General features: G+C 41.3%; 21 protein-coding genes. 17 read left to right on the top strand and 4 right to left on the bottom strand.

Annotation, left to right across the window (positions count from 1 at the left end; all coding sequences use genetic code 11):
- The 4 genes from BM266_RS08990 to BM266_RS08975 form a co-directional block, all read right to left on the bottom strand.
- The coding region (locus BM266_RS08990) for a transposase (RefSeq protein WP_139220614.1) at positions 1–256 on the bottom strand (256 nt) is incomplete at its 3' end.
- An 81-nt stretch (positions 257–337) separates the two neighbouring features.
- A complete protein-coding gene (locus tag BM266_RS08985; RefSeq protein ID WP_093408562.1) occupies positions 338–1,480 on the bottom strand; it encodes a SusE domain-containing protein in 1,143 nt (380 codons plus the stop codon).
- Positions 1,481–1,499: 19 nt separating this feature from the next.
- Entirely contained in the window at positions 1,500–3,095 is a 1,596-nt protein-coding gene (locus BM266_RS08980; protein WP_093408559.1) for a RagB/SusD family nutrient uptake outer membrane protein, read from the bottom strand.
- Between the two features lie 24 nt (positions 3,096–3,119).
- On the bottom strand, positions 3,120–6,062 hold the full coding sequence (locus tag BM266_RS08975; RefSeq protein WP_093408557.1) for a SusC/RagA family TonB-linked outer membrane protein: 2,943 nt from the start codon (positions 6,060–6,062) through the stop codon (positions 3,120–3,122).
- A 227-nt stretch (positions 6,063–6,289) separates the two neighbouring features.
- On the opposite strand from BM266_RS08975, the gene BM266_RS08970 reads away from it, so the two are divergent.
- The 17 genes from BM266_RS08970 (at position 6,290) to BM266_RS08890 (ending at position 25,687) form a co-directional block, all read left to right on the top strand.
- Positions 6,290–7,312, top strand: coding sequence for a LacI family DNA-binding transcriptional regulator (locus BM266_RS08970; protein WP_093408554.1), 1,023 nt, complete (start codon positions 6,290–6,292; stop codon positions 7,310–7,312).
- A 133-nt stretch (positions 7,313–7,445) separates the two neighbouring features.
- A complete protein-coding gene (locus tag BM266_RS08965) occupies positions 7,446–8,801 on the top strand; it encodes an MFS transporter (protein WP_093408552.1) in 1,356 nt (451 codons plus the stop codon).
- A gap of 9 nt (positions 8,802–8,810) precedes the next feature.
- Positions 8,811–9,470: a beta-phosphoglucomutase gene (gene pgmB, locus BM266_RS08960; RefSeq protein WP_093408582.1), complete on the top strand. Its 660-nt coding sequence runs from the start codon at positions 8,811–8,813 to the stop codon at positions 9,468–9,470.
- 7 nt (positions 9,471–9,477) lie between these two features.
- Positions 9,478–11,784 (top strand): glycoside hydrolase family 65 protein, encoded by a 2,307-nt coding sequence (locus BM266_RS08955; protein WP_093408549.1) that lies wholly within the window; start codon positions 9,478–9,480, stop codon positions 11,782–11,784.
- A gap of 48 nt (positions 11,785–11,832) precedes the next feature.
- Entirely contained in the window at positions 11,833–13,698 is a 1,866-nt protein-coding gene (locus BM266_RS08950; protein ID WP_093408546.1) for a glycoside hydrolase family 13 protein, read from the top strand.
- 13 nt (positions 13,699–13,711) lie between these two features.
- Positions 13,712–15,148, top strand: coding sequence for an alpha-amylase family glycosyl hydrolase (locus BM266_RS08945; RefSeq protein ID WP_093408544.1), 1,437 nt, complete (start codon positions 13,712–13,714; stop codon positions 15,146–15,148).
- A gap of 124 nt (positions 15,149–15,272) precedes the next feature.
- A complete protein-coding gene (gene pfkA / locus BM266_RS08940; RefSeq protein ID WP_093408541.1) occupies positions 15,273–16,259 on the top strand; it encodes a 6-phosphofructokinase in 987 nt (328 codons plus the stop codon).
- A gap of 18 nt (positions 16,260–16,277) precedes the next feature.
- Complete coding sequence (gene gap, locus BM266_RS08935) at positions 16,278–17,276, top strand: type I glyceraldehyde-3-phosphate dehydrogenase (protein ID WP_093408539.1); 999 nt, start codon at positions 16,278–16,280, stop codon at positions 17,274–17,276.
- 101 nt (positions 17,277–17,377) lie between these two features.
- The gene (locus BM266_RS08930; protein ID WP_093408536.1) at positions 17,378–18,235 is read left to right on the top strand and encodes a BadF/BadG/BcrA/BcrD ATPase family protein; all 858 of its coding nucleotides are present in this window, start codon (positions 17,378–17,380) and stop codon (positions 18,233–18,235) included.
- Between the two features lie 52 nt (positions 18,236–18,287).
- Positions 18,288–19,601 (top strand): YifB family Mg chelatase-like AAA ATPase, encoded by a 1,314-nt coding sequence (locus BM266_RS08925; RefSeq protein ID WP_093408533.1) that lies wholly within the window; start codon positions 18,288–18,290, stop codon positions 19,599–19,601.
- Between the two features lie 82 nt (positions 19,602–19,683).
- Positions 19,684–20,829: a DUF2891 domain-containing protein gene (locus tag BM266_RS08920; RefSeq protein ID WP_093408531.1), complete on the top strand. Its 1,146-nt coding sequence runs from the start codon at positions 19,684–19,686 to the stop codon at positions 20,827–20,829.
- Positions 20,826–22,046 (top strand): Nramp family divalent metal transporter, encoded by a 1,221-nt coding sequence (locus BM266_RS08915; RefSeq protein WP_093408528.1) that lies wholly within the window; start codon positions 20,826–20,828, stop codon positions 22,044–22,046. The genes BM266_RS08920 and BM266_RS08915 overlap by 4 nt, the downstream gene beginning before the upstream one ends.
- A 32-nt stretch (positions 22,047–22,078) precedes the next feature.
- Positions 22,079–22,816 (top strand): 5-oxoprolinase subunit PxpA, encoded by a 738-nt coding sequence (gene pxpA / locus BM266_RS08910; protein WP_093408526.1) that lies wholly within the window; start codon positions 22,079–22,081, stop codon positions 22,814–22,816.
- Positions 22,816–23,547 carry a 5-oxoprolinase subunit PxpB gene (pxpB, locus tag BM266_RS08905; protein WP_317040969.1) on the top strand — a complete coding sequence of 244 codons (732 nt, stop codon included), beginning with the start codon at positions 22,816–22,818 and terminating at the stop codon, positions 23,545–23,547. The genes pxpA and pxpB overlap by 1 nt, the downstream gene beginning before the upstream one ends.
- On the top strand, positions 23,537–24,394 hold the full coding sequence (locus BM266_RS08900; RefSeq protein ID WP_093408521.1) for a 5-oxoprolinase subunit C family protein: 858 nt from the start codon (positions 23,537–23,539) through the stop codon (positions 24,392–24,394). The genes pxpB and BM266_RS08900 overlap by 11 nt, the downstream gene beginning before the upstream one ends.
- Before the next feature lie 317 nt (positions 24,395–24,711).
- Positions 24,712–25,203: a hypothetical protein gene (locus BM266_RS08895; protein ID WP_093408518.1), complete on the top strand. Its 492-nt coding sequence runs from the start codon at positions 24,712–24,714 to the stop codon at positions 25,201–25,203.
- A 97-nt stretch (positions 25,204–25,300) separates the two neighbouring features.
- On the top strand, positions 25,301–25,687 hold the full coding sequence (locus tag BM266_RS08890; RefSeq protein ID WP_093408515.1) for a hypothetical protein: 387 nt from the start codon (positions 25,301–25,303) through the stop codon (positions 25,685–25,687).
- The last annotated feature ends 472 nt before the right edge of the window (positions 25,688–26,159 follow it).

The following is a 26,159-nucleotide window of genomic DNA, read 5'->3' as shown; positions in this document are numbered from 1 at the left end:
GGGCTTGTTCAATTTTTCGGGAAGAATAAATGTTGCGTAAATAGGCATAGATAACAACTTTGAGAAGCATCCGCGGATGATAGCTTGAAGTGCCACCACCTTTATAGCTCTTCTCCAAAGCAGAGATGTCTATATGATCAATAATTGTATTTACTATTCGTACGGGATGATTCTTGGGAACTAAATCATCATAACTGGGAGGAAGAAGACTTAACTGGTCCTGTTGGTAAGTCTTGAATACTACTTTGCTGCTCATGCTTAAAAATAAACATGATCACTTAATTATACAAAAAAGAGGCTGCCTTTTTAGACAGCCTCTTTTTGTTAAGATATATAATTACTCAGCAGCTTGCGGAATAAGAATATACCGGCCATCAAGTGTGTTAAACCAAATGTCGTAAGTTCCGGCAGTAGCAGGAATATTTGACCCTTCCTGAACACCTTGTCCACTAATGGGAGTTTCATCGCCCCAGTTTACAGCCCAATCATTATCAGCTCTGAATTTAATTTCTCCGTCTGTTAACTCAATATCGTTAACATACCAGATGTGTGGGTCAAAATCAGATTGAGTCATATCCTGGTCTGAATCCCACCCATCAGCGGTGGCATCTCCGATAATACCTATCTCATTATAAACTGTAGCATCGCTTTCGTCTATTTCTTCCCAGGTGTAGGTCATATTATCAACATCTACCATAAGAGAGTAGTAAGCATCGGCTGCAACTTTGAAGGCAGCAGGATCATCAGAATCTCCAGCATTTACACTAAGAACTCCGTCTGTACCACCCCATTGTGGTTGCCATTGTCCTGGAATTTCAACAAGTTTGAAACCTTCAACATCGCCTCCACCGGCAAAACGCCCCTGGAAGTAGTAAACATCTTCGTTTTCAGCATCTCTGAACATTGGAGTATTGTTATTATCAGGGCTCCATCCGGCAGCGGTAGCATCCCCAACAAAGTAAAGCTCTCTCATGGCTTCTTCCTCTTCTTCACCGCTTTCAGGAAGCATAACGCTAAGGTTTCTTACTTCAGAATATTCTTCCAAAGCATTTCCTTCTCCGTCTCCTGCAAAGGCACGAACTCTAAAGTAGAGATCTCCGGTATTAGGTTCCTCGGTTGCAGGGTCATTATCAAGACCTGCATCTTCAGCCATGCTTAACATTTGGCCTACAGTAACTCCAAGGTTATTTCCTCCTGTACTTCCTAAAACGTCAACTACAGTAAAATCTGCATCAGTGCTTCCCTGAAGTTCGTAAGTAATCGTGGTAGGAGCATCAAAATCTACCTCGTTCCATACAAAACGCTCTGCAAGGTTGTTACTGGTGCTGCTGGTAAGTAAGTATACCTCAGAAAAAGTATTGGTGAACTCAATCCCTTCGGGATCTGGTTGCGCTACAAATACTATATCATCGTCGCTTGTACATGCGTTAAAGCTCATTAACGCAACAAATGCGAATAATAAAATTGAAAGTTTTTTCATTTTTAATGTTATTATAAAATTAATATCCTGGATTTTGGGTTAAGTTGGTGTTTACGCCTAAGTCTGAAGCTGGGATTGGCATTAGGTCTCTGTGAGCTCCTGTAGTAGTTCCCTGAGGAACATTTCCTTTCCAGGGCCATACGCCGCGGTCTGAAAATACTCCAAATCTAATACGATCTGTTCTACGGTGACCTTCCCAGTAAAGTTCTCTTGCACGTTCATCAAGGATGAAGTTTAAGCTAAGATCGCTCTCAGAAATGTTACGACTTGGGTCGCCATAAGCTCTTTCGCGCAAGTCATTGATCAAATTAGTTGCTTCAGAAAGACTTCCGCCACCACCTTGGAGATGCGCTTCAGCATACATTAGGTAGGCATCGGCCAAACGAAACATTGGGAAATCGGTATCCGGGAACTCTCCTGTACTATCTTTACCAGGATTGCCATCTACATCAACATTTTTGAATTTGGTCACGGCATAACCATCAGTAAAGCTGGAGATATCATTGATCTCTTTTGTTTGTCCTTCAGTAAAGAATAAAGCTCTGTTATCGTCAGATTCAGCTTCTCCAGGAAATTGCTCTACAAGAGCAGAGGTAGTTCTTAATCCGGCCCAACCACTGCTCACACCAAAATCGGCAGGATCCATATCGCCACCTACAGCAGCGTGAATGATGAAAGCCATCCCACCATAAGACTGGGTGTTATTTCCATCAAAAGTAATTGGGAAAATAATTTCCTGCTGTGCGCCGTTTTTATCGTTGTCTGCTAGGAAAAGTTTCTGGTAATCATCTACAAGATCATAATTAGTATTGATCACCTTTTGGGTGTACTCCATAGCTTTGTCATATTGAGGAGAACCGGTGTAAACTTCTGCGTTCAGGTAAAGTTTTGCTTGTAGCATCCAAACGGCAGCCTGGTTGGCACGACCATATTCTGCAGATCCAACGGGAGAGATACCGTTTTCAATGGCTTCGAGTTCAGAAGCGATATAATCAAATAACTCCTGACTTTGAATTTGCTCCGGAAGGAAAGCTCCAATTGGATCTTCTTCAGTAACAAAAGGAGGATTTCCAAACAGATCTAAAGCGTGGTAGTAGTGAAGCGCTCTTAAGAATCTTGCTTCAGCACGGTACCCGAGAATGCTTTCTCTTTCCGCGCCTCCAACTCCTCTGGAATCCAAAAGATCGGGAGTGGTTTGACGCAGGAACTCGTTGTTAAGAGCTACCTGATACATCAATCTTGAGTACATTGTTCTAATAAACTCATTACCTGAAGTCCAGTTTTGGGCGTGAAGGTCTTTAATTGTACCATCATTCCATCCAATTACCGCCATTTCGGTAGTAAGTTCCTGCATCATCCAGTAAAGTCTCAGATACTGAGAGAAACCTTCATCAAGACCTTGAAGATCTGCATCTCCGGCAGGTCCTTGCTGACCACTAACAGAAAGGCCGGCATATAATTTAGCTAAAAACTGCTTGTAAGCTTCGGGGCTATCGAAGGTAGCTTCAGCTGTGCTCCTGTTATCTTCAGGTAGCAATTCCAGTTCGCTCTCGCACGACCAGAATAGGGCCACCCCAAGAAAAACGAGCAGAATTGATTTAAATGTTTTAAACATAGCTAGTATATTATTTTGTTATTATTAAAATATAAGGTTTAGACCAAGTACAACACTTGTAGACCTTGGGTAAAAGTTATTGTCAATACCATTGGAGATCTCAGGATCAAGCCCATCATAATCTGTAATGGTCCAAAGGTTGGTCGCCGTAAGCGAGGTTCTGAAATCTACTTTTTCTCCAGGGAAAAGATAACCCAGTGAAATGTTATCTAATTTCACGAAATCTGCCTTCTGAATATAGTAATCTGAGAACAACTGGTTGTTTACAAAGTTACTTTCCAGCACATTGCTGTTAAGGTTTGAGTAGTAATCCTGCGGAGTTACTGTACCAGCGGTTACGAAACCGTTTCCAGACTGAGTATTGTTGTACATATAATTACCAAAGCTTCCTCTAAAGGTAAAGCTGAAATCCAGGTTTTTATAGTTTAAGGTATTGGTGAATCCCATAAAGTAATCTGGATTTGCCTTTTTATAAGGTACTTTATCGGCTTCGGTAATTTCATTATCGCCGTTAACATCTGCGTAAGCACCTTCAATTGGTTGTCCTGCCTCATTGTAAACCTGACGGAATACAAAGAAAGTAGAAGGATCGTAACCTTCTTTCCAGATCTGGATGTTATTACCAACACCACCGCTAATTCCTCCCTGAGGTATAAAGAAATCCGGATTTTCACCTAAAGAAAGTCTGGTGATCTCCAAATCCTGGAAGGTGATGTTATAGTTCATATCCCAGTTGAAATCTTCTTTCTGAATAAGCGTTCCGTTAAGGCCAACTTCCACACCCTTACTTACGGTTTCACCAACGTTGGTAACTAAAAGGTCACTTAAGTTAGCTCCTGCAGGCACCGGTACGGTAGCCAAAAGATCTTCTGTTTCTCTGTAATAAGCTTCAACAGTACCAGAAAGTCTGTTATTGAAGAAACCGAAATCCACACCTACGTTATAGGTTTGCAGTTCTTCCCACTTAAGGTCGGCATCAAATTCTTCAGGTCTAAGAGTGTTATAGAACTGATTGCCAAACTGATATCTTGCTGGTCCTACACTAGGAGAGTAGATCCCCATATATCCGTAGTTAATACCAATTTCCTGGTTACCGGTTACCCCGTAGCCTGCTCTAAGTTTTAATTGAGATAAGGTATTTGAATTCAATAGGAACTCTTCATTGTGTATTTTCCATCCCACAGATGCTGAAGGGAAAGTACTCCATTTATTATCTGCACCAAATCTGGATGAACCATCGCGACGCACACTACCTGAAATAAGGTATTTGTTAGCGATGTCAAAGCTTGCTCTGGCAAAATAAGACTCCAGGGCATTCCGGTTGATTACTGATGGTTCAACACGATAACCGGGATCATCAGCAACAGTGTACTCATTATTATTCTCAATATAGAATTCCTGATAAGAGTGTCCTGCAGTTAGATCCATTTCAGTATCAAGAGCTTCCAGCTCGGTTTTATAGGTGAAATAGAAATCCAATAGCGTATTTCGGTTTATCCCTGAATATTCCTGAGTGTATTCTCTTCCTTGAATATATAAGCCGTTTCCTGCCGCATATCTTGGACGGTAGTTGTGGCCTTCGTTTTCTGCATAATCAAAACCGGCATTAACATTGAATTTCAATTCCGGAAGGAAATGGAATTTATATTCAGCATTTAAATTGGTGATGTTTCTCATTGTTTTTCCTCTTCCATCAAGGGTTTCGAGAAGAGCCAATGGGTTTCTCGTAGCTTGAAGTTGAGGAATCACTTGGTCGTTACTCATAGTATTATGTTCAAAGTAGCCACCAAATGGCAAATCTTCATCATAAACCGGCTGAGTAGGGTCAAAAGCCACAGCGGCTCCAATAGCTCCCTGGTCTGCGAAACGGTTTTCGTCTACAATACCTTTAGTAGTTAAGGCCAGTTTTAAATGATTGTCGAATAAATCCTGATTTAATGCGATATTTAGTGCATTTCTTTCGTAAACATCGGTTTTCAATACTCCTGTTTGAGACGTGTGGTTATAATTTACACGATAAGAAAAATTATCAAATCCCTGAGAAGCTGTAAGGTTGTGAATTGCTCCTATGGAAGTTTGGTAAATCTCATCTTGCCAATCTGTATCATACTCTCCTAAAAGGTTAGGGTCGGTGCCCGGGGTAGATTCAATAAGAGCTCTAAATTCCTGTGCATCTAAGTTATCTACTTTATCGATAATTTGTCCTGCGGAAACTTTTAGGTCATATTCCAACCGTAGCGGACTGTTCTTTTTACCGGTTTTAGTAGTAATAAGAATTACCCCGTTAGAGGCTCTGGAACCATAGATAGAGGTAGCTGCAGCATCTTTTAAGATCACGAAATCTTCAATTTCGTTAGGGTTAATCGAGTTCAATTGGTTTCTTACTCCCTGAACTCCCCTTTGGTCTAATGGAATACCATCTACTACAATAAGTGGATCGTTGTTTCCTGAAAGGGATGAACCTCCACGAATTCTAATTTGGCCGCCTTCTCCCGGAGCACCTCCACCTGGAGTAATTCTAACCCCCGCAGATTTACCTGAAAGCAATTGTTCCGGAGAAACAACAGCACCTTTATTAAAGGACTCGGAAGAAACCTTTTCTACCGATCCCGTAGCATCCTGTTCTGAGGTACTACCATATCCAATTAAAACCACTTCCTCAAGGGTAGCAGCATCTTCATCAAGTTGAACATTGATAGTGGTTTGACCATCATAAGGAATTTCCTGAGTTGCAAAACCTAGAAATGAGAAGACGATCACATCTCCCGGTTGTACATTGGTAATGGTATAATTCCCGTCAAAATCGGTTACAGTACCGTTGGTGGTTCCTTTAACAATAACGTTTGCGCCGGGAACCGGAAGGCCGGAGGCGCTTTCGCTAACCACCCCGCTAACGCTTTCCTGGGCGAAAAAGCTCATTGGCAGCATAAGGAGCAACATCAACGTGCTTTTGAATAGTGTTTTCATAAATTATTTTATTGATTTAACTAAATATTAATCTTATATTTTTACTTCCTGAGGTTAAAAGTAGGTAAATTCTAACGGCTCAGATGTGATTCCGGTCACCTCCAACGTCCGAAAACGTTTGCGTGTTGAAAACTTTTTTATTTTAATGATAAGCCATGAAAATTGTGATATTTTTACCATATCAGGTTTTTACTACCTGTTGATTTATTAATTCCATATTAAATAGTATGCGTCCTAAACTTACCTTAAAGCAAATTGCAAGAGAATTAGATGTCTCTATTTCTACCGTTTCCAAAGCTCTCAAAGACAGCCCTGAAATAGGGGAGGATACCAAGCAAAAAATAAAGGCCTTCGCTAAACTCTATAATTATAAGCCCAATAATATTGCTTTAAGTCTCAAGAACCGTAAGACCAAGACCATTGGGATTATTATTCCGGAGATCGTACATTATTTTTTCACTACAGTGATTAGTGGAGTGGAGCAGGTAGCTAATGAAAAAGGTTATAATGTGATTGTATGCCTCTCCAATAATTCTTTTGACAGGGAGGTACTCAACCTGGATCTTCTGGCAAACGGAAGTACCGATGGGTTTATCCTTTCCCTGGCCAAGGAAACTATGCAAAAAGAAGATTACCATCACCTCACCGAGGTTATAAATCAGGGGATGCCCGTGGTACTTTTTGATAGGGTAGTAGATGAGGTCCATTGTGATAAAGTTATTATTGATGATATAATAGGAGCCAAAAAAGCTGTGGAGCATTTAATAGAAACGGGATGTAAAAAGATCGGTATCCTTACTACAGTAGACTATGTTAGTGTAGGTAAGCTTAGAACCAGAGGTTACATAGAAGCCCTTGAGGAAAATGACTATCCTGTGGATGAAGACCTTATTCTTAAAATAGAGGATATGGAAAACAGCGAGAAGGAGATCGGGGAGTTTTTGAAGACCAGGGATGTGGACGGCCTTTTTGCAGTAAACGAGCAATTCGCGGTTTCGGCAATAGGAGCTTTACGACGGCAGGGTCGCAATGTGCCTGAAGATGTCTCGGTTGTTGGTTTTACAGATGGAGAACTCTCAAAGAATTTTATCCCAAGCCTTACCACGGTAAGTCAGCACGGCACTAGAATGGGTGCAGAAGCAGCACATCTGCTCATCGATAAACTGGAAAGAAAACCAGATGAGGTAGAGTCCTATAAAACCGTTATCGTAGAAACCAGTTTGGTGCGCAGAGAATCTACAAAAAATTAATAAAGCGTTTTACTTTTAAAATTTTATTATATTTGCGCCCAGTTTCAATTTATCAGAACTTATATTTTTACTTCCTACCTTAATAAGTTTTGATAAGTCTTAGCGCTTATCGTAACACATTTAAACTTACGATATGCAAAAACGAACCTTGAGTTTTTGGGAGATCTGGAACATGAGTTTTGGATTCCTGGGAATACAATTGGGTTTTGCTCTACAAAATGCCAACGCGAGTAGAATCTTACAAATTTTTGGAGCCGATGTTCATGAACTCTCGTGGTTCTGGCTGGTAGCACCTATCACCGGACTGGTAGTTCAACCAATTATTGGATATTATAGTGACAGGACCTGGACCAAATTGGGCCGGCGTCGTCCTTTTTTCCTTACCGGAGCTATTCTTGCAGCGGCTGGTCTTATTTTAATGCCCAATGCAGATATGTTTATCGCGATTCTTCCTTCCCTTTGGATAGGAGCGGGTATGCTTTTCGTGATGGATGCCTCCTTTAATATTGCTATGGAACCTTTTAGAGCCCTGGTTGCAGATAATCTGCCCTCAGACCAGCGAACTCTTGGGTTTAGTGTACAAACAATTCTGATTGGAGTTGGTGCCGTAATTGGTTCCTGGTTACCTTATGTGTTGGCTAATTGGTTCGATATTAGCAACCGTACAGTAGCCGGAGAGGTTCCGTTAAACCTTCTGTTGTCCTTTGTAATTGGTGCGGCGATTTTGGTTGGTAGTATTCTGGTAACAGTTTTTAGCACTACCGAATATTCCCCCGAGGAACTCGAGAAAATGGACGACCACGTGGAAGAAGTAGTTCCCGAGGACGCAAAAAAGTCCAGCCTCTTAGATATTTTCACCGACTTTAAAAATATGCCATTCACTATGCGCCAGCTTGCCTGGGTGCAGTTCTTTTCATGGTTTGGTTTGTTTGGGATGTGGGTGTTTTCAACTCCTGCAATAGCGCATCATATTTACGGCTTGCCGCTGTCAGATAACAGCAGTGAGACTTATCAGGATGCGGGAGACTGGGTTGGAGTATTGTTTGGAGTTTATAACGCTGTATCGGCTGTTTTTGCATTCTTTTTACCTGCCATTGCTCTTAAGATTGGTAGAAAAAGCACACATATGGTTTCCCTTATTGCAGGAGGACTCGGATTATTATCCATCTACATTGCACCCGATGAATACTGGTTGCTGCTTTCTATGGTAGGGATAGGAATTGGTTGGGCAAGTATTCTGGCTATGCCATACGCGATTCTTGCCGGTTCAATTCCTCCTAGGAAAATGGGCGTCTATATGGGTATCTTCAATTTTTTTATCGTAATACCTCAAATTATCAATGCACTTATTGGTGGACCAATGGTGAAATACTTTTATGGCGGAAATCCGATCTATGCTCTGATGACCAGTGGAATAGCTTTTCTTATTGCAGCCTTGTTGACAGTCCGGATCTATGATGCGGATGAGCCTATAGAAGTAAAAAATTAAATTATGGAAATGAAGAAGAGAAAAGGAATGATCTTCGATTTGGACGGGGTAATAGTAGATACGGCAAAATTCCATTTTCTGGCATGGCGGAAGCTGGCCAACGATCTGGGTTTCGATTTCACCGAAGATCAAAATGAACAACTTAAAGGAGTGAGCCGTGTGCATTCACTTCATAAAATATTAAAATGGGGCGGGATGGAGCTTTCAGAAGAAGAATTCCAGCGCCAGATGGATCTAAAAAACGAAAATTACCTGTCTTATGTAAATGAGATGGATGCGACTGAAATCCTACCGGGAGTAACAAAAATACTCGACTATCTTATTGGGAATGATATTCCCTTTGCCTTGGGTTCCGCCAGTAAAAATGCACGAACTATCCTGAAGAAGATCGATCTCCTGGAAAAGTTTGATGCTATTGTGGATGGTACCGATGTCACCAAAGCAAAACCCGATCCAGAAGTCTTTTTGATCGCTGCTGAAAAATTGGGTGTAAAACCGGAAGATAGCATTGTGTTCGAAGATGCGGTGGCTGGCGTTCAGGCCGCGAACCGGGCTAATATGACGAGTATTGGCATTGGTGATAAAAGCAATTTAGGCGAAGCAGATTATGTGTTTTCCGATTTTACGGAAATAGAAAGAGAATTTATAGAACAACTACTTAGAAAATAGAGATTAAATGAACCAGGATTATATAAAACCAGACGAATGGTCAATACTTGAAGAGGGGTTTGATGCCGATAAAGTAAAATCATCCGAAAGTCTTTTCAGTATTGGAAACGGGGTGATGGGCCAGCGTGCTAATTTTGAAGAACAGTATTCAGGGCCAAGTTTCCAGGGAAGCTATATCGGTGGGGTCTATTACCCCGATAAGACCAAGGTTGGATGGTGGAAAAACGGCTATCCCGAATATTTCGCAAAAGTGCTAAATGCACCCAACTGGATTGGAATAAACGTTTTTGTGAACGGGGAAGCTCTGGACCTTTTTACCTGTAAGGAGGTGAAAGATTTCAAACGGGAGCTTAATATGAAAGAAGGTTTCCATCATCGGAGTTTTGTGGCTGTTTTGCCGAATGATATAGAGATTGCTGTTAAAGCGACGAGGTTTCTGTCGATTGTTGAAGATGAACTGGGAGCGATAGATTATGAAGTTGAGGTAATAAACAGCGATGCAGAACTTCGTTTTGAACCTTACCTCGATGGCGGAATCACCAATACCGATGCCAATTGGGAAGAGCATTTCTGGAAGACTTTAGACGTTAAAACCGAAAGAAATCAAGGCTTTATCCTTTCAAAAACTCTTAAGACTGAATTCCACGTTGGCAGCTTTATGCAGTCGGAAGTTTTGGTTGATGGAGAAAAGAAAGACCTGGATTTTAAAGAATCCAGAACCCACGATAAATTAACTTTCTCCTATACAGTTAATGCTGAAAAAGGACAGAAAGTTAGTTTGAGAAAATATGCCGGTTATGTAACCGATATGAACCACGATAGAGATCAATTGGTTTTAGCGGCAAAAGAAGTATTGGAGTCTGCTTTGGCTTCAGGTTTCGAGGAGTTGCTTCAGCAGCAAAAAGAAGCCTGGGCGAAGATCTGGGAGATGGCCGATATCACCATTACGGGCGATGTGAAAGCCCAGCAGGGGATACGCTTCAATATTTTTCAGCTAAATCAAACTTACTTAGGAAAAGATGAAAGACTGAACATAGGCCCTAAAGGTTTCACAGGAGAGAAATACGGCGGAAGCACATACTGGGATACCGAAGCTTACTGTATTCCTTTTTATATGGCAACCAAAGACCAAAAGGTGGCCAGAAACCTGCTTATCTACCGTTATAATCAACTCGATAAGGCTATTGAAAACGCCAAAAAATTAGGTTTTAAAAACGGGGCTGCGCTTTACCCAATGGTAACGATGAATGGGGAAGAAAGCCATAACGAATGGGAAATTACCTTCGAGGAGATTCACCGTAACGGGGCTATGGTTTATGCCATCTTTAATTATGTGCGCTTTACAGGAGATTTTGAGTATATCCCTGAAAAAGGCCTGGAAGTAATGATCGCCATCTCGAGATTCTGGCATCAAAGAGCCAACTTTAGCAGTGATAAGAATAAATATGTTATTCTGGGAGTTACCGGGCCCAATGAATATGAGAATAACGTAAATAATAACTGGTATACCAACTATATCGCGAAATGGTGCCTGGAATACACTATGGAGATGATCGATAAGGTGAAGCAGGGTTTTGAGGAAGATTATGAACGCATTATGGGGCACACCAATCTTACCGATAGCGAGTTGATTTCCTGGAAGGAAGTTGCAGAGGCTATGTATTTCCCGTTTTCAGAAAAAGACGGGGTTTTCCTTCAGCAGGATGGCTTCCTTGATAAGGAGATAAAACCGGTTAGCAAGCTCGATAAAAATCAGAGACCTATTAACCAGCAATGGAGCTGGGACCGCATCCTGCGTTCCTGTTACATAAAACAGGCTGATGTATTGCAGGGCTTTTACTTCTTTGAAGACCACTTTAGCAAAGAAGACCTGGAAAAACATTTTAATTATTATGAGCCAATTACGGTTCACGAATCTTCTTTATCTCCTTGTGTACATAGCATCCAGGCCGCAGTTTTGGGCAGAATGAAACAGGCTTATGATTTATACCTTAGAACTTCCCGTCTTGATCTTGATGATTACAACAACGAGGTAGAGCAGGGTTGCCATATTACCAGCATGGCCGGAACCTGGATGAGTATTGTAGAAGGTTTTGGGGGAATGCGCGTGAGAGAAGATCAGCTGGAGTTTACTCCAAGAATTCCTGACGAATGGCAGGCTTATTCCTTTAAGGTTAACTTTAGGGATCAGATTCTGAAAGTTACTGTAACCAAGGATAAAACCAGATTTTTACTCGAGGGAGATAGCGCTATTGAGATTAAAGTTGATGGTGAAACTTTAGAGGTAAGTCCAAACCAGGAAAAAACCGTTTAAATTCCAGGCTGTAGCTTTTTAAAGTTGCAGCTTTTAAATTCTTGAAACATGAAAAAAATATTAATCACCCTACTTTTCTTCGGAACCCTCTCTATGACGGCTCAAATTGAAAGAGTAGAACCGCCTAACTGGTGGCTTGGTTTTGAAAATTCCGAAGTACAATTGATGATCTACGGGGAAGACATAGGAAAGGCTCAGGTAAGTCTTGATGTCACCGGGATCAATCTGGAGGCGGTTCATCGCGCCAAAAGTCCGAATTACCTGTTTCTGGATCTTAAATTAACAGAACAGGCTCAACCGGGAAGCTTTCCTATCAATTTTAAATTGGAGAATGGAGACAAGCTTGTTCACGATTACGAATTAAAAGAAAGAACCCGACCTGAATCTGATTTTATTGGATTTAATAATAAGGACGCGATTTATCTTATCACTCCAGATAGATTTGCCAATGGAGACACATCTAATGACGAAGATTCATCGCTTAGGGAAAAAACCATAGATAGGGATGATGATTATGGTCGGCACGGAGGCGATATTCAGGGAATTATAGATCACATGGATTATATAGACGAGATGGGCTTTACCGCCCTGTGGTCGTCGCCATTATTGATAAACGATATGGAATCTGGCTCTTACCACGGATATGCAATGACCGATTTCTATAGAGTTGATCCTCGCTTCGGAACGCTGGAAGAATATAAAGAACTTGCTGAAAAAGCCCGCGAAAAAGGAATCAAACTCATTATGGACCAGGTGGCCAACCATATTGGGTCAGGCCACTGGTGGATGGAAGACCTGCCTTTTGAAGACTGGTTGAATTACCAGGAAGAATTTGAGCAGGGAAAGGAAATAACAAAATCCAATCATATTAGAACTACTAACCAGGATTTTTATGCTGCTGAAGTAGATAAGAAACAAATGACCGAAGGTTGGTTCGTGGATACTATGCCAGATCTGAATCAGGAAAACCCGTTTATGGCTAAATATCTTATTCAGAATAGTATTTGGTGGATTGAATACCTTGGCCTTGGTGGAATTCGCCAGGACACCTATCCCTATCCCGATAAAGAGTTTATGAGCGAATGGGCGGGAGCCATAATGACCGAATATCCCGATTTCAATATCGTGGGAGAAGAATGGAGTTATAATCCGCTGTTAATTCGTTATTGGCAGGATGGCGTAGAAAATAAAGACGGTTATGAATCAAACCTTAGATCTACAATGGATTTCGCCATGCAAGGAGTTATTGTAGAAGGTTTAAAGGAAGAAGAAGACTGGGGCAGCGGGCTCACTAAGCTTTATGAAGGTCTGGCTAACGATTTTGCCTATGAGTGTCCTGAGGATATAATGATTTTCCCCGACAACCACGATAAGAGCAGGATCTTTACGCAATTGGATGAAGATGTAGCCAAAACCAAAATGGCTGTCGCTTATATGCTGGTGCTTCCAAGGACACCTCAAATTTATTATGGTACCGAGATCCTGATGGATGATACTGCAAATCCCGGCGATCACGGACTCATCCGCACTGAATTTCCCGGTGGTTGGGAAGATCATGATACCAATGCCTTCACAGGAGAGGGACTTTCAGAAGAAGAAGTGGGAATGCAGGATTTTCTGAAGAAAATTTTAAACTACCGTAAAAACTCAGAGGCAATTCATTTGGGCAAAACCCTTCATTTTGCACCTCAGGATGGAGTGTATGTGCTGGCAAGACAAACTGAAGCCGAAAGTGTAGTGATCATTCTGAATAAAAATGAGGGAAATTTCAGTTTAGACCTGGAAAGATTTGAGCAACTAGGTCTGAATGGAAAAAACCTTAAAAACCTGATTTCCGAAGAAACCCTGAGATGGAATGACAACCTGGAATTAAATGGAGAAGGGGTATACCTATTAACAACAAAAATCAACTAAATAATTATTAATTATGAAACAATTTTCAATAATAATGGCTCTCTTGGTGCTCCTGGTTTCTTGCAAAAACGAGCCAAAGCAGGAAGAGCAAAAAGAAGAAAAACAGGAAAGTCTGGAGCCGGTTTCTAACGAAGCATTGGAGTCTGCCGTAATTTATGAAGCGAATATTCGCCAGTATTCTCCTGAAGGAACCTTCGAAGAATTCACCAAAGATATTCCACAGTTAAAGGAATTAGGAGTGAAAGTGATCTGGCTGATGCCGGTTTATCCTATTTCGATGAAGAATCGTAAAGCAACTCAGGATCTGTCTATTGAAGATATTGAAGACGAAGAGGAAAGAAAAAAATACCTGGGTAGCTACTACGCTATTGCTGATTACACCGATATAAATCCGGAATTTGGAAATTTTGATGATTTCGAAAACCTTGTGGAAACCGCTCATGAAAACGGAATGTATGTGATTCTTGATTGGGTGGCCAACCACACCGGCTGGGACCACCACTGGATGGAAGAACATCCTGAATTTTACACCCAAAATGATAAAGGTGAGATTGTCGATCCTTTAAACCCTGATACCGGTGAAAGCTGGGGTTGGACTGATGTTGCCGACCTTAACTATGATAATAAAGAGCTTTGGGAAGCGATGACCAAAGAGATGGAATTCTGGGTAAAAGAATATGATATCGATGGTTTCCGTGCCGATGTGGCCGGTGAGGTTCCTACAGAATTCTGGGAGCAGGCTGTAGAAAAGCTGGAAACCAATAAACCACTATTCATGTTGGCGGAGTCTGAGGATAAAGATCTTTTCCATGAGGCTTTCGATATGGGTTACAACTGGGAAGGTCACCACATAATGAATGAAATAGCTCAGGGCAAAAAAACTGTCGAAGACTGGAATGCCTATATGCAAAAGATTGATACCACTTACCAGGATGATGACTACCTGATGAATTTTGTGACAAATCACGATGAAAATTCGTGGAGTGGTACCGTGAAAGAGCGAATGGGAGATGCTTCAGAAGCTATGCTTGCTTTTACTTATACGCTTCCGGGAATGCCGCTTATCTATAGCGGTCAGGAATATGATATGGATAAAAGACTTAGATTCTTTGAAAAGGATACAATTTCTAAAGAAAAAGGGAAGCTATGGCCAATCCTCGAGAAATTAGGTAAGCTTAAGAATGAAAATGTAGCCCTGCATGGAGCGAAAGAAGCGGCTTCTTATGAAGCTTTGGAAACTTCAGAAGAGAAGAAGGTAATGGCATTTAAACGGGAAAAAAACGGCCGGGAGCTAATTTATCTCGCTAATTTCAGTGATTCTCCTATTAATTTTACGGTAAAACAGGAAGGAGATTATCAAAATTATTTGACCGGAGAAACTCGAAAATTGACAGAAAATGACAAGCTGGAGTATGCACCCTGGCAATATGAAATATTAGTAAAAAACTAGAAAAACTCCCAAATTATTAAAAACAGCCCAAATGAACGGGCTGTTTTTATTAGTTATTAACCGAAAACGATTTAGTTTTTGCGGAAATTAGGTTATATTGATCAATTGAAATAGTTTTGAGGTAATGATAAAGAAAATCAACAATATAGCAGTATTAACTTCGGGGGGAGATGCTCCCGGAATGAATGCCGCGATAAGAGCCGTCGTGAGGGCTTGTTCTTATTACAATCTCGACTGTACGGGTATTTACCGGGGCTATCAGGGACTTATTGAAGGCGATTTCGAAAAGCTTGACGCAAGATCTGTAAGAAATGTAATTAATAAAGGCGGCACTTTCCTTAAATCTACTCGCTCAATAGAATTTAAAACCAAAGAAGGGAGAGCTAAAGCTTATGAAAACCTTAAAAAGGCAGGGGTAGATGCCCTGATTGTAATAGGTGGGGATGGAACCTTTACCGGAGGTCTTTTGTTTAACCAGGAGTTCGGTTTTCCGGTTGTTGGAATTCCGGCGACCATCGATAACGACATTAACGGCACCGATTATACCATCGGTTACGACACTGCATTAAATACAGTGGTTGAGGCCATAGATAAGATAAGGGATACCGCCAGTTCCCATAACAGGCTGTTTTTAATTGAGGTTATGGGCCGTGATGCCGGCGATATTGCTTTGAACAGCGGAATAGGAGCAGGTGCTGAAGAAATCCTTATTCCTGAAGAAGATGGAGGAGTAGAGCTAATGATGGAATCTCTGGAAAAGAGTAAGAAATCCGGAAAGACCTCAAGCATTATCGTGGTAGCCGAAGGAGAGAAAAGCGGAAAAACAATCTTTGAACTCGCCGAACATATCGGCGAAAAATATGAAGAGTACGACATTCGGGTGTCGGTGCTGGGGCACATTCAACGTGGAGGCTCTCCAAGTTGTTTTGACCGGGTGCTGGCAAGTAAACTCGGTGTAGGGGCAGTAGAAGCGCTTACCGATGGTAAATCCAATATTATGATTGGAGTGCACCATCAGAAAGTGGTTCATGTATCATTGGAAAAAGCGCTCAAGGAAGGGCGCAAATTAGACAAAGAATTAAGAAGGGTGGCGAACATCACTTCTGTGTAAAATTTAAAATTTAAAATTATGAGTACTAAAATTGGAATTAATGGTTTTGGTCGTATTGGGCGAATCGCCTTTAGAATAGCGGCCGAAAATAAAGATGTAGAAGTTGTAGCTATCAATGATCTTCTAGACGTAGATCATCTGGCATATCTGCTTAAATATGATTCAGTTCATGGAAAATTCAAGGGAGATGTTGATGTAAAAGACGGGAATCTTGTGGTGAATGGAAATACTGTTCGCGTAACAGCAGAAAAAAATCCTGAAGACCTTAAATGGGGTGATGTTGGGGCAGATATTGTGCTTGAATGTACAGGGATCTTCACGAGTAAAGATCAGGCCCAAACGCATATCACTGCAGGTGCTAAAAAAGTTGTGATCTCTGCTCCTTCTAAAGATGCACCTATGTTTGTAATGGGGGTTAATCATAAAGATGTAAAAGCCGAAGATAATATAGTTTCTAATGCTTCCTGTACCACCAACTGTTTGGCCCCACTAGCAAAAGTGGTTGATGATGAGTTTGGAATTATAGAAGGATTGATGACAACAGTTCACGCTACTACAGCCACTCAGTTAACAGTTGATGGTCCTTCTAAAAAGGATTTCAGAGGAGGTAGAAGTGCGCTTTTAAATATTATTCCAGCTTCAACAGGTGCTGCAAAAGCCGTGGGAAAAGTAATTCCTAAATTAGACGGAAAACTTACAGGGATGGCCTTGAGAGTTCCAACTGCAGATGTTTCGGTTGTAGATCTTACCGTACGTACCGAAAAATCTGTTTCTTACGATCAGGTGAAAGCCGCTTTCAAAAAAGCTTCCGAAGGAGATTACAAAGGAGTGATTTCTTATACTGAAGAAGCCGTGGTATCTCAGGATTTTGTTTCTGAAGCACATACCTGTAATTTTGATGCCGGAGCCGGGATTGCATTAAACGATAATTTCTTTAAATTAGTGGCCTGGTATGATAACGAATATGGTTATTCTGCTTCAATAATTAAACTGGCGATGCACGTAGCATCATTATAATATTAAATGAAAAAAGCCTGAAAGAAAATTGGAACTGTAGGATTTCAATAAATCCTGCAGTAGTTTTCTTTCAGGCTTTTTTTTAAACCACACTAAAACAAATGATTTTATTAGCAGACGGTGGCTCAACAAAATGTGATTGGATCTTACTGAATGCCCAGGGAGAGCAGGTTCTTAAAACCAGAACCAAAGGGCTAAACCCGGCGGTCTTTCCTGAGTTGGTTCTTGAACAGCGTATTGAAGAAAACGCAGATTTGCGTAACGTAAAAGATAAGGTAGAAAGGGTTCATTTTTTTGGTGCCGGTTGTGGCACCGAAACACCCCGTAAACTTCTGGAAAATATTTTCGCTAATTTTTTTACTAATGTCAATGAGGTAATCGTAAAAGAGGATATTGTGGCTGCTGTATATGCCGCAACTACAGAACCCGGTATAGTTTGTATCCTGGGTACTGGTTCTAATTCCTGTTTTTACGATGGAAAAGAAATTAAACAGGTAGTTCATTCCCTGGGATATATTCTTATGGATGAAGCCAGTGGTAATTACTTCGGGAAAAGACTTATTCGGGATTACTATTACAAAAGAATGCCGCCTGAATTGGCGATTATTTTTGAGCAAAAATATAATCTTGATTCAGATGAGATTAAGAAAAATCTTTACCGTAAAGAAAATCCCAATACCTATCTCGCAAACTTTGCTGAATTTATCTTCACCAACGAGCGAAACGGATATTTCTATAAACTGGTTCACGAAGGCATTACCGATTTTATGCATTCCAGGGTTCTTTCATACAAACAGGCCCAGAATGTACCTGTACATTTTATAGGTAGCATCGCTTTTTTTAGCGAAGATATAATTCGTGCTGTGGCTCAGCCATATGGTATTGAGATCGGAAATATTGTGAGAAGACCTATTGATGGTCTCATAGAATACTACCGAAACAACGTCTTAAACGTTTAACACTCAAATCATTTCATAAATTTTACTAAATTTAAAGAAACAAATTCTTTAAATGCTGGTAAAAGTTTACGGAAGTGCCGTTTTTGGAGTAGAGGCAACCACAATTACTATTGAAGTAAATGTGGCTACCGGCATTGCCTATCATTTGGTTGGTTTACCCGATAATGCTGTTAAGGAAAGCAGCTATCGCATAACCGCCGCCTTACAGAATACCGGTTATAAATTTCCCGGTAAAAAAATTATAGTGAATATGGCCCCGGCTGATCTTCGGAAAGAAGGCTCGGCCTACGACCTTACTTTTGCCCTCGGCATCTTAACCGCATCAAGCCAGATCAAGGCTGATAACATTTCAGAGTATTTAATAATGGGGGAGCTTTCCCTTGATGGAAGTCTGCAACCCATAAAGGGGGCCCTTCCTATTGCCATTAAAGCCAGGGAGGAAGGTTTTAAAGGCTTCATCCTTCCCAAACAAAACGCAAAGGAAGCAGCGGTGGTAAACGGGATTAAGATCTATGGCGTAGATAATATCCTGGAGGTGATCAGGTTTTTTGATAAGGAAGAACCTCTGGAAACCACAAAAATTCATAGTGTAGTTGGCAGGATTAGAGAAAATGTTGGTTTGATGTCTCAGCGACCTTTTAGGAGCACGCACCACACAATTTCAGATGTGGCGCTTGTTGGCGGCGGTGCTTATCCACAGCCGGGAGAAATTTCACTGTCGCATAACGGGGTTTTATTTCTGGATGAACTTCCCGAATTTAAACGCGGCGTACTTGAAGTGATGCGCCAGCCGCTGGAGGATCGGGAGGTTACTGTTTCCAGGGCTAAATTCACCGTAACCTATCCTTCAAGTTTTATGCTTGTGGCCAGCATGAACCCAAGTCCCAGCGGTTATTTTAACGATCCCGATTCGCCGGTAACTTCCAGCCCTGCCGAAATGCAGCGTTACCTCATTAAAATCAGTGGGCCCTTGCTGGACCGGATTGATATCCATATTGAGGTTACGCCGGTACCATTTGAAAAACTTAGCGAAGAACGGCGAGGAGAAAGCAGTGTAGATATCCGGAAAAGGGTAACCGCGGCCCGGGAAATTCAGACGCAGCGTTTTAAAGAAAACCCCAACGTGCATTATAACGCCCAGATGAGTGTAAAACAGATACGGGAATTCTGCGATCTGGATGAGGCTTCCAAACAACTGCTAAAAACTGCGATGGAACAGCTCAATCTTTCCGCTAGGGCCTATGATCGAATTTTAAAGGTTTCCCGTAGTATCGCCGATCTGGAACAATCTGAAAATATTGCGGCCAGTCACATCAGTGAAGCCATTCAGTATAGAAGTCTGGACCGGGATGGTTGGCTGGGTTAAGTTTCTAAATTATAAATGAATGCAAATTTTTAAAAGGTTTATCTATAAACTTATATCTTTACTTGCTCACAACCCAAAACCAATGAAACGAATTATCCTGCTGCTTTTAGTAATAATTTCCGGCTGTAAAAACAATGAAACCTCAGAATCGGTTTCAACAGCGGAGGACGATAGTATAGAAGCACCCACCGTTACCGAGGCTTTACTTAGCGAAAGTATAGAATTTGATCTCGAAGAGGCCAATAAACTGGCCGAACTTCCTCTTTCTTGTATTGAAACGGAATATCCGAACAAACTGAACCAAACCCTGGAAAATAAGGAAGCAATGGGAGAACCCAGCGAACTTCATCCCGTCTTCTATGGCTGTTTTGACTGGCATTCTTCCGTGCACGGGCATTGGTCGCTGGTAAGCCTGTTAAAACAGTTTCCCAAATTGGAGAAACGCGAACAAATAAGAGAATTACTTCAAAAAAGCCTTTCTGCTGAAAATATTCAGGGAGAGCTGGAATATTTCAGAAGAGAACATAGCGATTCTTATGAGCGCACCTATGGCTGGGCCTGGTTGCTCAAGCTGGCAGAGGAACTTAAGACCTGGGAAGATCCCCTGGCTGAAGAACTTGATCAAAATCTCCAGCCTTTAACCAATCTTATTGTAGAACGCTACACGGAATTTTTGCCAAAACTCAATTACCCTATCAGGGTTGGAGAACACGAGAATACTGCCTTTGCATTGTCTTATGCCTGGGACTATGCCGTTACCGTCGAAAATAAAGAGTTTCAGGATCTTATCTCGAAGCGGGCCAAGGAATTTTACCTTAGTGATGATCATTGCCCGATAGGCTGGGAACCGGGTGGTTTCGATTTCCTCTCTCCTTGTTTGGAGGAAGTAAATATTATGCGTCGGGTTTTGCCTAAAAACGCTTTTATAATGTGGGTAGACGATTTTATGCCCGACCTAAAGAAAGAAAGTTTCGATATTGAAGTAGGCGAAGTTTCCGATCGCACCGATGGAAAACTGGTGCATCTCGACGGCCTGAATTTTAGCCGTGCCTGGGTTTTTTACGGCCTGGTCAACAAATACCCGGAAGAATTCGGGCATTTAAAGAGCATTGCCGATAAGCACGTGGCTTATTCTTTTCCTAATTTAGTAGGCGACAGCTACGAAGGTGGGCACTGGTTAGGCAGCTTTGCCATCTACGCGCTCAATGAATCCCGCAAGGGCAAGTGAGAAATTTTTTAAAAAATCTAGGGCCGGGAATCCTGGTCTCGGCCGCATTTATCGGTCCGGGAACGGTGACCGTCTGCACCCTGGCCGGGGTGGAATTTGGTTACAGCCTCTTATGGGCGCTTTTACTCTCTGTGTTTTCCTGTATCATTTTGCAGGAAATGTCTGCCCGCCTGGGAGTGGTATCGCAGAAAGGGCTCAGCGAAGTGATTCGCGAAGAGATCAAAAGACCATTTTTGAGGGTTTTCGCGATCATTCTCATCTTCTCGGCCATTGTGATAGGCAACGCCGCTTACGAAGCCGGAAATATCACCGGAGCGGTTCTTGGTGCCCAGGCGATCTTTGGAGATCAGAGTCTGCAACTGGGTAGTTTTCAGCTCAATCTCTGGAGCCTGCTTATTGGATTTATCGCTTTTCTTTTGCTTTTCTCCGGAAGCTATAAAACCCTGGAAAAGGTGTTTATAGGTTTGGTGCTGCTTATGAGCATCAGCTTTGTGCTTACCGCTATTCTCACCAAACCCGATATTTTTGAAGTCTTAAAAGGTTTTATCCCTACCACCAATGCCGCCGGCCTGCTTACGGTTATGGCAATCGTGGGAACTACGGTGGTACCTTATAATTTATTTCTGCATGCTTCCCTGGTGAGTGAAAAATGGAAGGATTCTTCCTTTCTGCCTACAGCGCGCAAAGAACTGGTGGTTTCCATCCTACTGGGAGGTGTGGTTTCTATGGCGATCCTGATCTCAGCTGCCTCGGCCGGGATCACCGATGTGAATTCCGCGGCCGATATGGCTCTTAGCCTTGAACCGCTTTTTGGGAAATTTGCTACTTGGTTTATGGCGCTGGGACTTTTAGCTGCCGGGATCACTTCTTCCATCACCGCTCCTCTGGCGGCGGCCTACGTGGTGCAGGGTTCGCTTGGCTGGAAAGGTGGGATGGCTTCCGCAAAATTCAAAATGGTGTGGGCAGGAGTGCTCATCCTGGGCGTTTTCTTTTCGTCTTTGCAGATCAACCCCATCGAGATCATCAGGTTTGCTCAAATTGCCAACGGAATTCTATTGCCCGTAATCGCGATTTTCTTATTTTGGATAGTTAATAAACATTCAGTGCTGGGACAGCATCGCAACAGTGTTTGGCAAAATATCTTGGGAATTCTGGTAATCGCATTGTCTGTTTTCCTGGGGATAAAAGCCATAGTTAGCGTGATCGGGAGTTTCTGATCTTTACTGAATATTGTCTAAAACCTTAAACCGTGAAAGAAATTCATATCAATTGTGACCTGGGCGAAGGCGGCGAGTACGATGCCCACCTGATGCCGCTTATTTCGGCCTGTAATATCGCCTGTGGTGGTCACGCGGGTACTTTGGAAACGATGCAGCATACCGTAGCTCTGGCTATGGAACGCGATGTGGAGATAGGCGCGCATCCTTCCTATCCCGATAAGGATAACTTCGGAAGAAAATCCCTGGATATTTCTGCGGAAGATCTTCAGCTTTCTTTGATTTCACAGATCTTAAGCCTGAAGCAGATCGCTGAAGCCGAAGGTGCAAAACTCAGCCACATAAAACCTCACGGGGCACTTTATAACGATGCTGCAAAAGATAAAAAGATCGCTCAAATTGTGATCGATTCGGTGCTGGAATTCGATGAAATTCTGCCGCTTTTTGTGCCTCAGAATTCGGTGATTTCTGAAATGGCAAAAGGGAAAATTCCACTGATTTTTGAGGCCTTTGCAGACAGGAATTATAACCAAAATTATAGCCTTGTTTCCCGTACAAAATCCAATGCTTTGATCACCGAAAAAGAAGCTGTTTTTGAACATCTTTTTACTATGTTTTCTGAAGGAAAAATTCGCTGTGAAAATGAGGTTGAAATCAGCTGCAAGGCAGACACTTTTTGCCTGCACAGCGACACCCCAAATTCGGTTGAAATTTTGAAATATCTGCACGAAAAACTAGCCGACAAAAACATTAAAATCAAGAACACTTGATGGCTGAATTTCCAAAAATATCTGCGATGGGGGAGCGGGCGATCCTGGTTCAATTTGAGCCGGTGATCGATGAAAACCTGCTCGAAAAGTTGCTTTTTTACAAAAATAAGCTGGAAGAATTTTATGATGAAGTAAAAGTTGAAGTAACTAATACATACAACTCGTTATTAATTAGTTATATGTTTACTATAGAAGACGTCTATGGAGAGGTTTCAGCTTTAAAACGGCTGTTTTCTGAGGCTAAGATAACAAAATTATCCAACCGGCAAATTTTTCATCTTCCCGTGTGTTATGATGAAGAATTTGGTTGGGACCTGGAAGAAATTTCTAGTCAAAAAAAGCTTTCAAAAATTCAAATAATTGAATTGCATACCGCCCCCGTTTACACGGTTTATTTTATAGGTTTTTTACCCGGATTTCTATACCTCGGCGGCCTCGATAAAAAGCTTCAAATTTCCCGTAAAAAAGAGCCGCGTTTGAAGATCGAAAAAGGGGCTGTTGGGATAGGTGAAAATCAGACCGGAATTTATCCAAAATCGAGCCCGGGTGGCTGGCAGATTTTAGGCAATTGTCCGGTGAATTTTTTCGATAAAAATTTAAATCCGCCTTGTGAAATTTCGCCTGGCGACAAGGTGAAATTTTATTCCGTTTCCAAAGTGGAATTTGTTGAGATTTCGCAACAGGTTTCGGAGGGAAAATTTCAACTAAAAAAGGAAAACTATGAAGGCTGAGATCGAAGTTTTACACCCGGGATTATTTTCCAGCATTCAGGATTTTGGTCGGCGCGGATTTCAGAAATACGGAGTTCCTTTTTCGGGAGCGATGGACAGGATGGCTTTAAAAACAGCGAATCTCATTTTGCGAAACCATGCCGATGCGGCGGTTTTGGAAATCACACAAATGGGCCCAAAACTTAAATTTCCGGCTCCCACAAAGATCGCGATTAGTGGAGCTTACCTCAGTGCGAAACTTAATGATTCAGAAATAGAGAATAATGAGGTCATAAAAGTTGAATCCGGAGATGTGCTCAGTTTCGGAAGGCCGGTGAAGGGTTCCAGGGCATATCTCGCCATCGCAGGCGGCTTTCAAACCGAAAAGATCCTGGAAAGCCGTAGTTGGTATGAGGGAATTACGGAATTTCAAAAACTGGAGAAAGGGCATCGGTTGCCTTATTCATCGGTTTCAGCAGAAGTAAAGGAAACCTATGCTTCGGTGAAATTCGATAATTCTTACCTGGAGACCTCAGAGATCAAGGTATTTCCCGGGCCTGAATTTGAAAAACTTCCGCAGGAATTAAAAACTACATTACTAAAAAACAACTTCAGTATTAGTAAAAACAATAACCGGATGGCGGTGCAGCTCGGGGAAAAACTGGAAAACGAGCTTGAACCCATCATCACCGGACCGGTTTTGCCCGGCACCGTACAACTCACCCCGGGAGGAAATCTTATCGTTTTAATGCGGGACTGCCAAACTACGGGCGGTTATCCCAGAGTACTTCAGCTTAGTGAGCACTCGCTTAACATCCTGGCGCAGAAGAAGACAGGAGAGGAAGTGCATTTTAAATTAGGTTCCTAAAAAACTTGGAAACCGGTGGGTATTTAAAATTCAAATTACATTTCTTTCAATGATTTATCAAAAAGGGGATTTTTCCCCTTGTAGACAAGTATGCCTTCGTCTACATTTGTATTAGTCATTTTAGTTAGCTAAAGTGTTTTGGGGCAAAAAAGTGTCGTTAAGGTGGAAAACTAATTGGTAGGGTAGTTAGTTTTCCGAAAAACCAAGACGGCACTTTTTTATTTTAAACCTTTGGTAGTCTCGTATTCGCTCCCGAGTTTATAAACTCCCAAAATTTTGTTAGTTTTGTCATAATAATAACTAAAACATTATGTATTATGAAAAATCATTTAAAAATTTTAGGGTTATTAGTAATTACAGTTGCTTTATTTTCATTTTTAAATAAAGAAGATAAAAGTGAATTGCCTTCTAAAACTATAACCCACGAAGCTGCAAAGGAAATGCAAGACAGGTATGTAGAAACGCGTTATGAGATTATTACCAGTCAATTAGGGCCTGATACTCGCGAATTTTATTGGAGTCTTGAAGATTTGGAACAATATTTAGCGTACGTAAAAAAAGAATCTCAAAAACAAGGAGTTAAAAATCCTGGAATTAGAATTTATCTTGGAGCATATGGTGAGGAAAAAGGAGGTAAAACCACTTTGTTCTTTTCACCAACAAAAGACGTGATTTCAGCTGAGAATAAAGGGGAAGCTCCTTTAAACAATTATGATATACTTCCGATGAATACCGGTAGCGGATTATGGCCTCCAGGAAGTTATGATCCAGGAAATCCGTATGGAGAAGAAGAAATAGCATTAAATTAAGAAAACTTAAAATTTACATAATAATCTCCTGGTCTGTTGGCCGGGAGATATTCATTAAATAAATTTTGGTTAGAATTAATAAAATTTTTAACACAATATGGAAAAACCAAAAAAATGTATCAGCGTGGAAGAAGCGCGAAAGGAACAGGATGAATGGGTTAAGACCCGAGGAAGGGAAATTGCACGTGGACAGGGCTATGAAGATACCCGCGAATTCTGGTATAGTCTGGACGAATTACAGGAATACCTGGATTATGTTCGGGAGAAATCTAAGGAGCAGGGCGTGGAAAAACCCGGAATTCGGTTTTATTTGGGGGCTTATCCTCGAACCAACGCTAAAAAGAGTTATTCCACAATCTTTCTTGCACCCACTAAAGGAGCTACGGGAGAAACAGAGATTTCCGAAGAAGGTTCTGACCCCAATAATTATGAAATTGAGCCTATGAATATAGTTCAGGGTGGTGATCCTCCAACAATTTATTGATGCAAAACCTTACTTTTCTAGTAATTCTCCTGGAAGGTATTGCTGCCATTTCCGGTTTATATTATTATCAGAAAAAACCGACCGATAAAGCGGTCGGTTTTTTTTCCTATTTTTTATTGCTTACATTTTTTGTAGAAGCGCTAGCTGCAATACCCAAAATAATTTATTGGAATGAGCCTTTACATTTTCTTAAAAATACATTTTTGTACAGCAATTTCTGGCTTTATAATCCTTATTTGATTATCAGTTTTGTGGTTTATATTCTATATTTTACCTGGAATATTTCAAATAAAAAAATAAGACAAATTATCAATAGGGGCTTGATCCTCTATGTTATTATCTGTATTGCCAATTTGATTTTTTCAGATGTATTTTTTAAAAGTCATTCTGTAGTGACTTATCTCACGGGAACTTTTCTACTGCTAGGAGTAATTTTCTACTATTATTTTGAAATTTTATTGAGTTCAAAAAT

The sequence above is a fragment of the Salegentibacter flavus genome, assembly GCF_900115145.1.
Classification (GTDB): Bacteria; Bacteroidota; Bacteroidia; order Flavobacteriales; family Flavobacteriaceae; genus Salegentibacter; species Salegentibacter flavus.
Note: the sequence above shows the minus strand (reverse complement) of the source record. Positions and strands in the feature narration are given on the sequence as shown.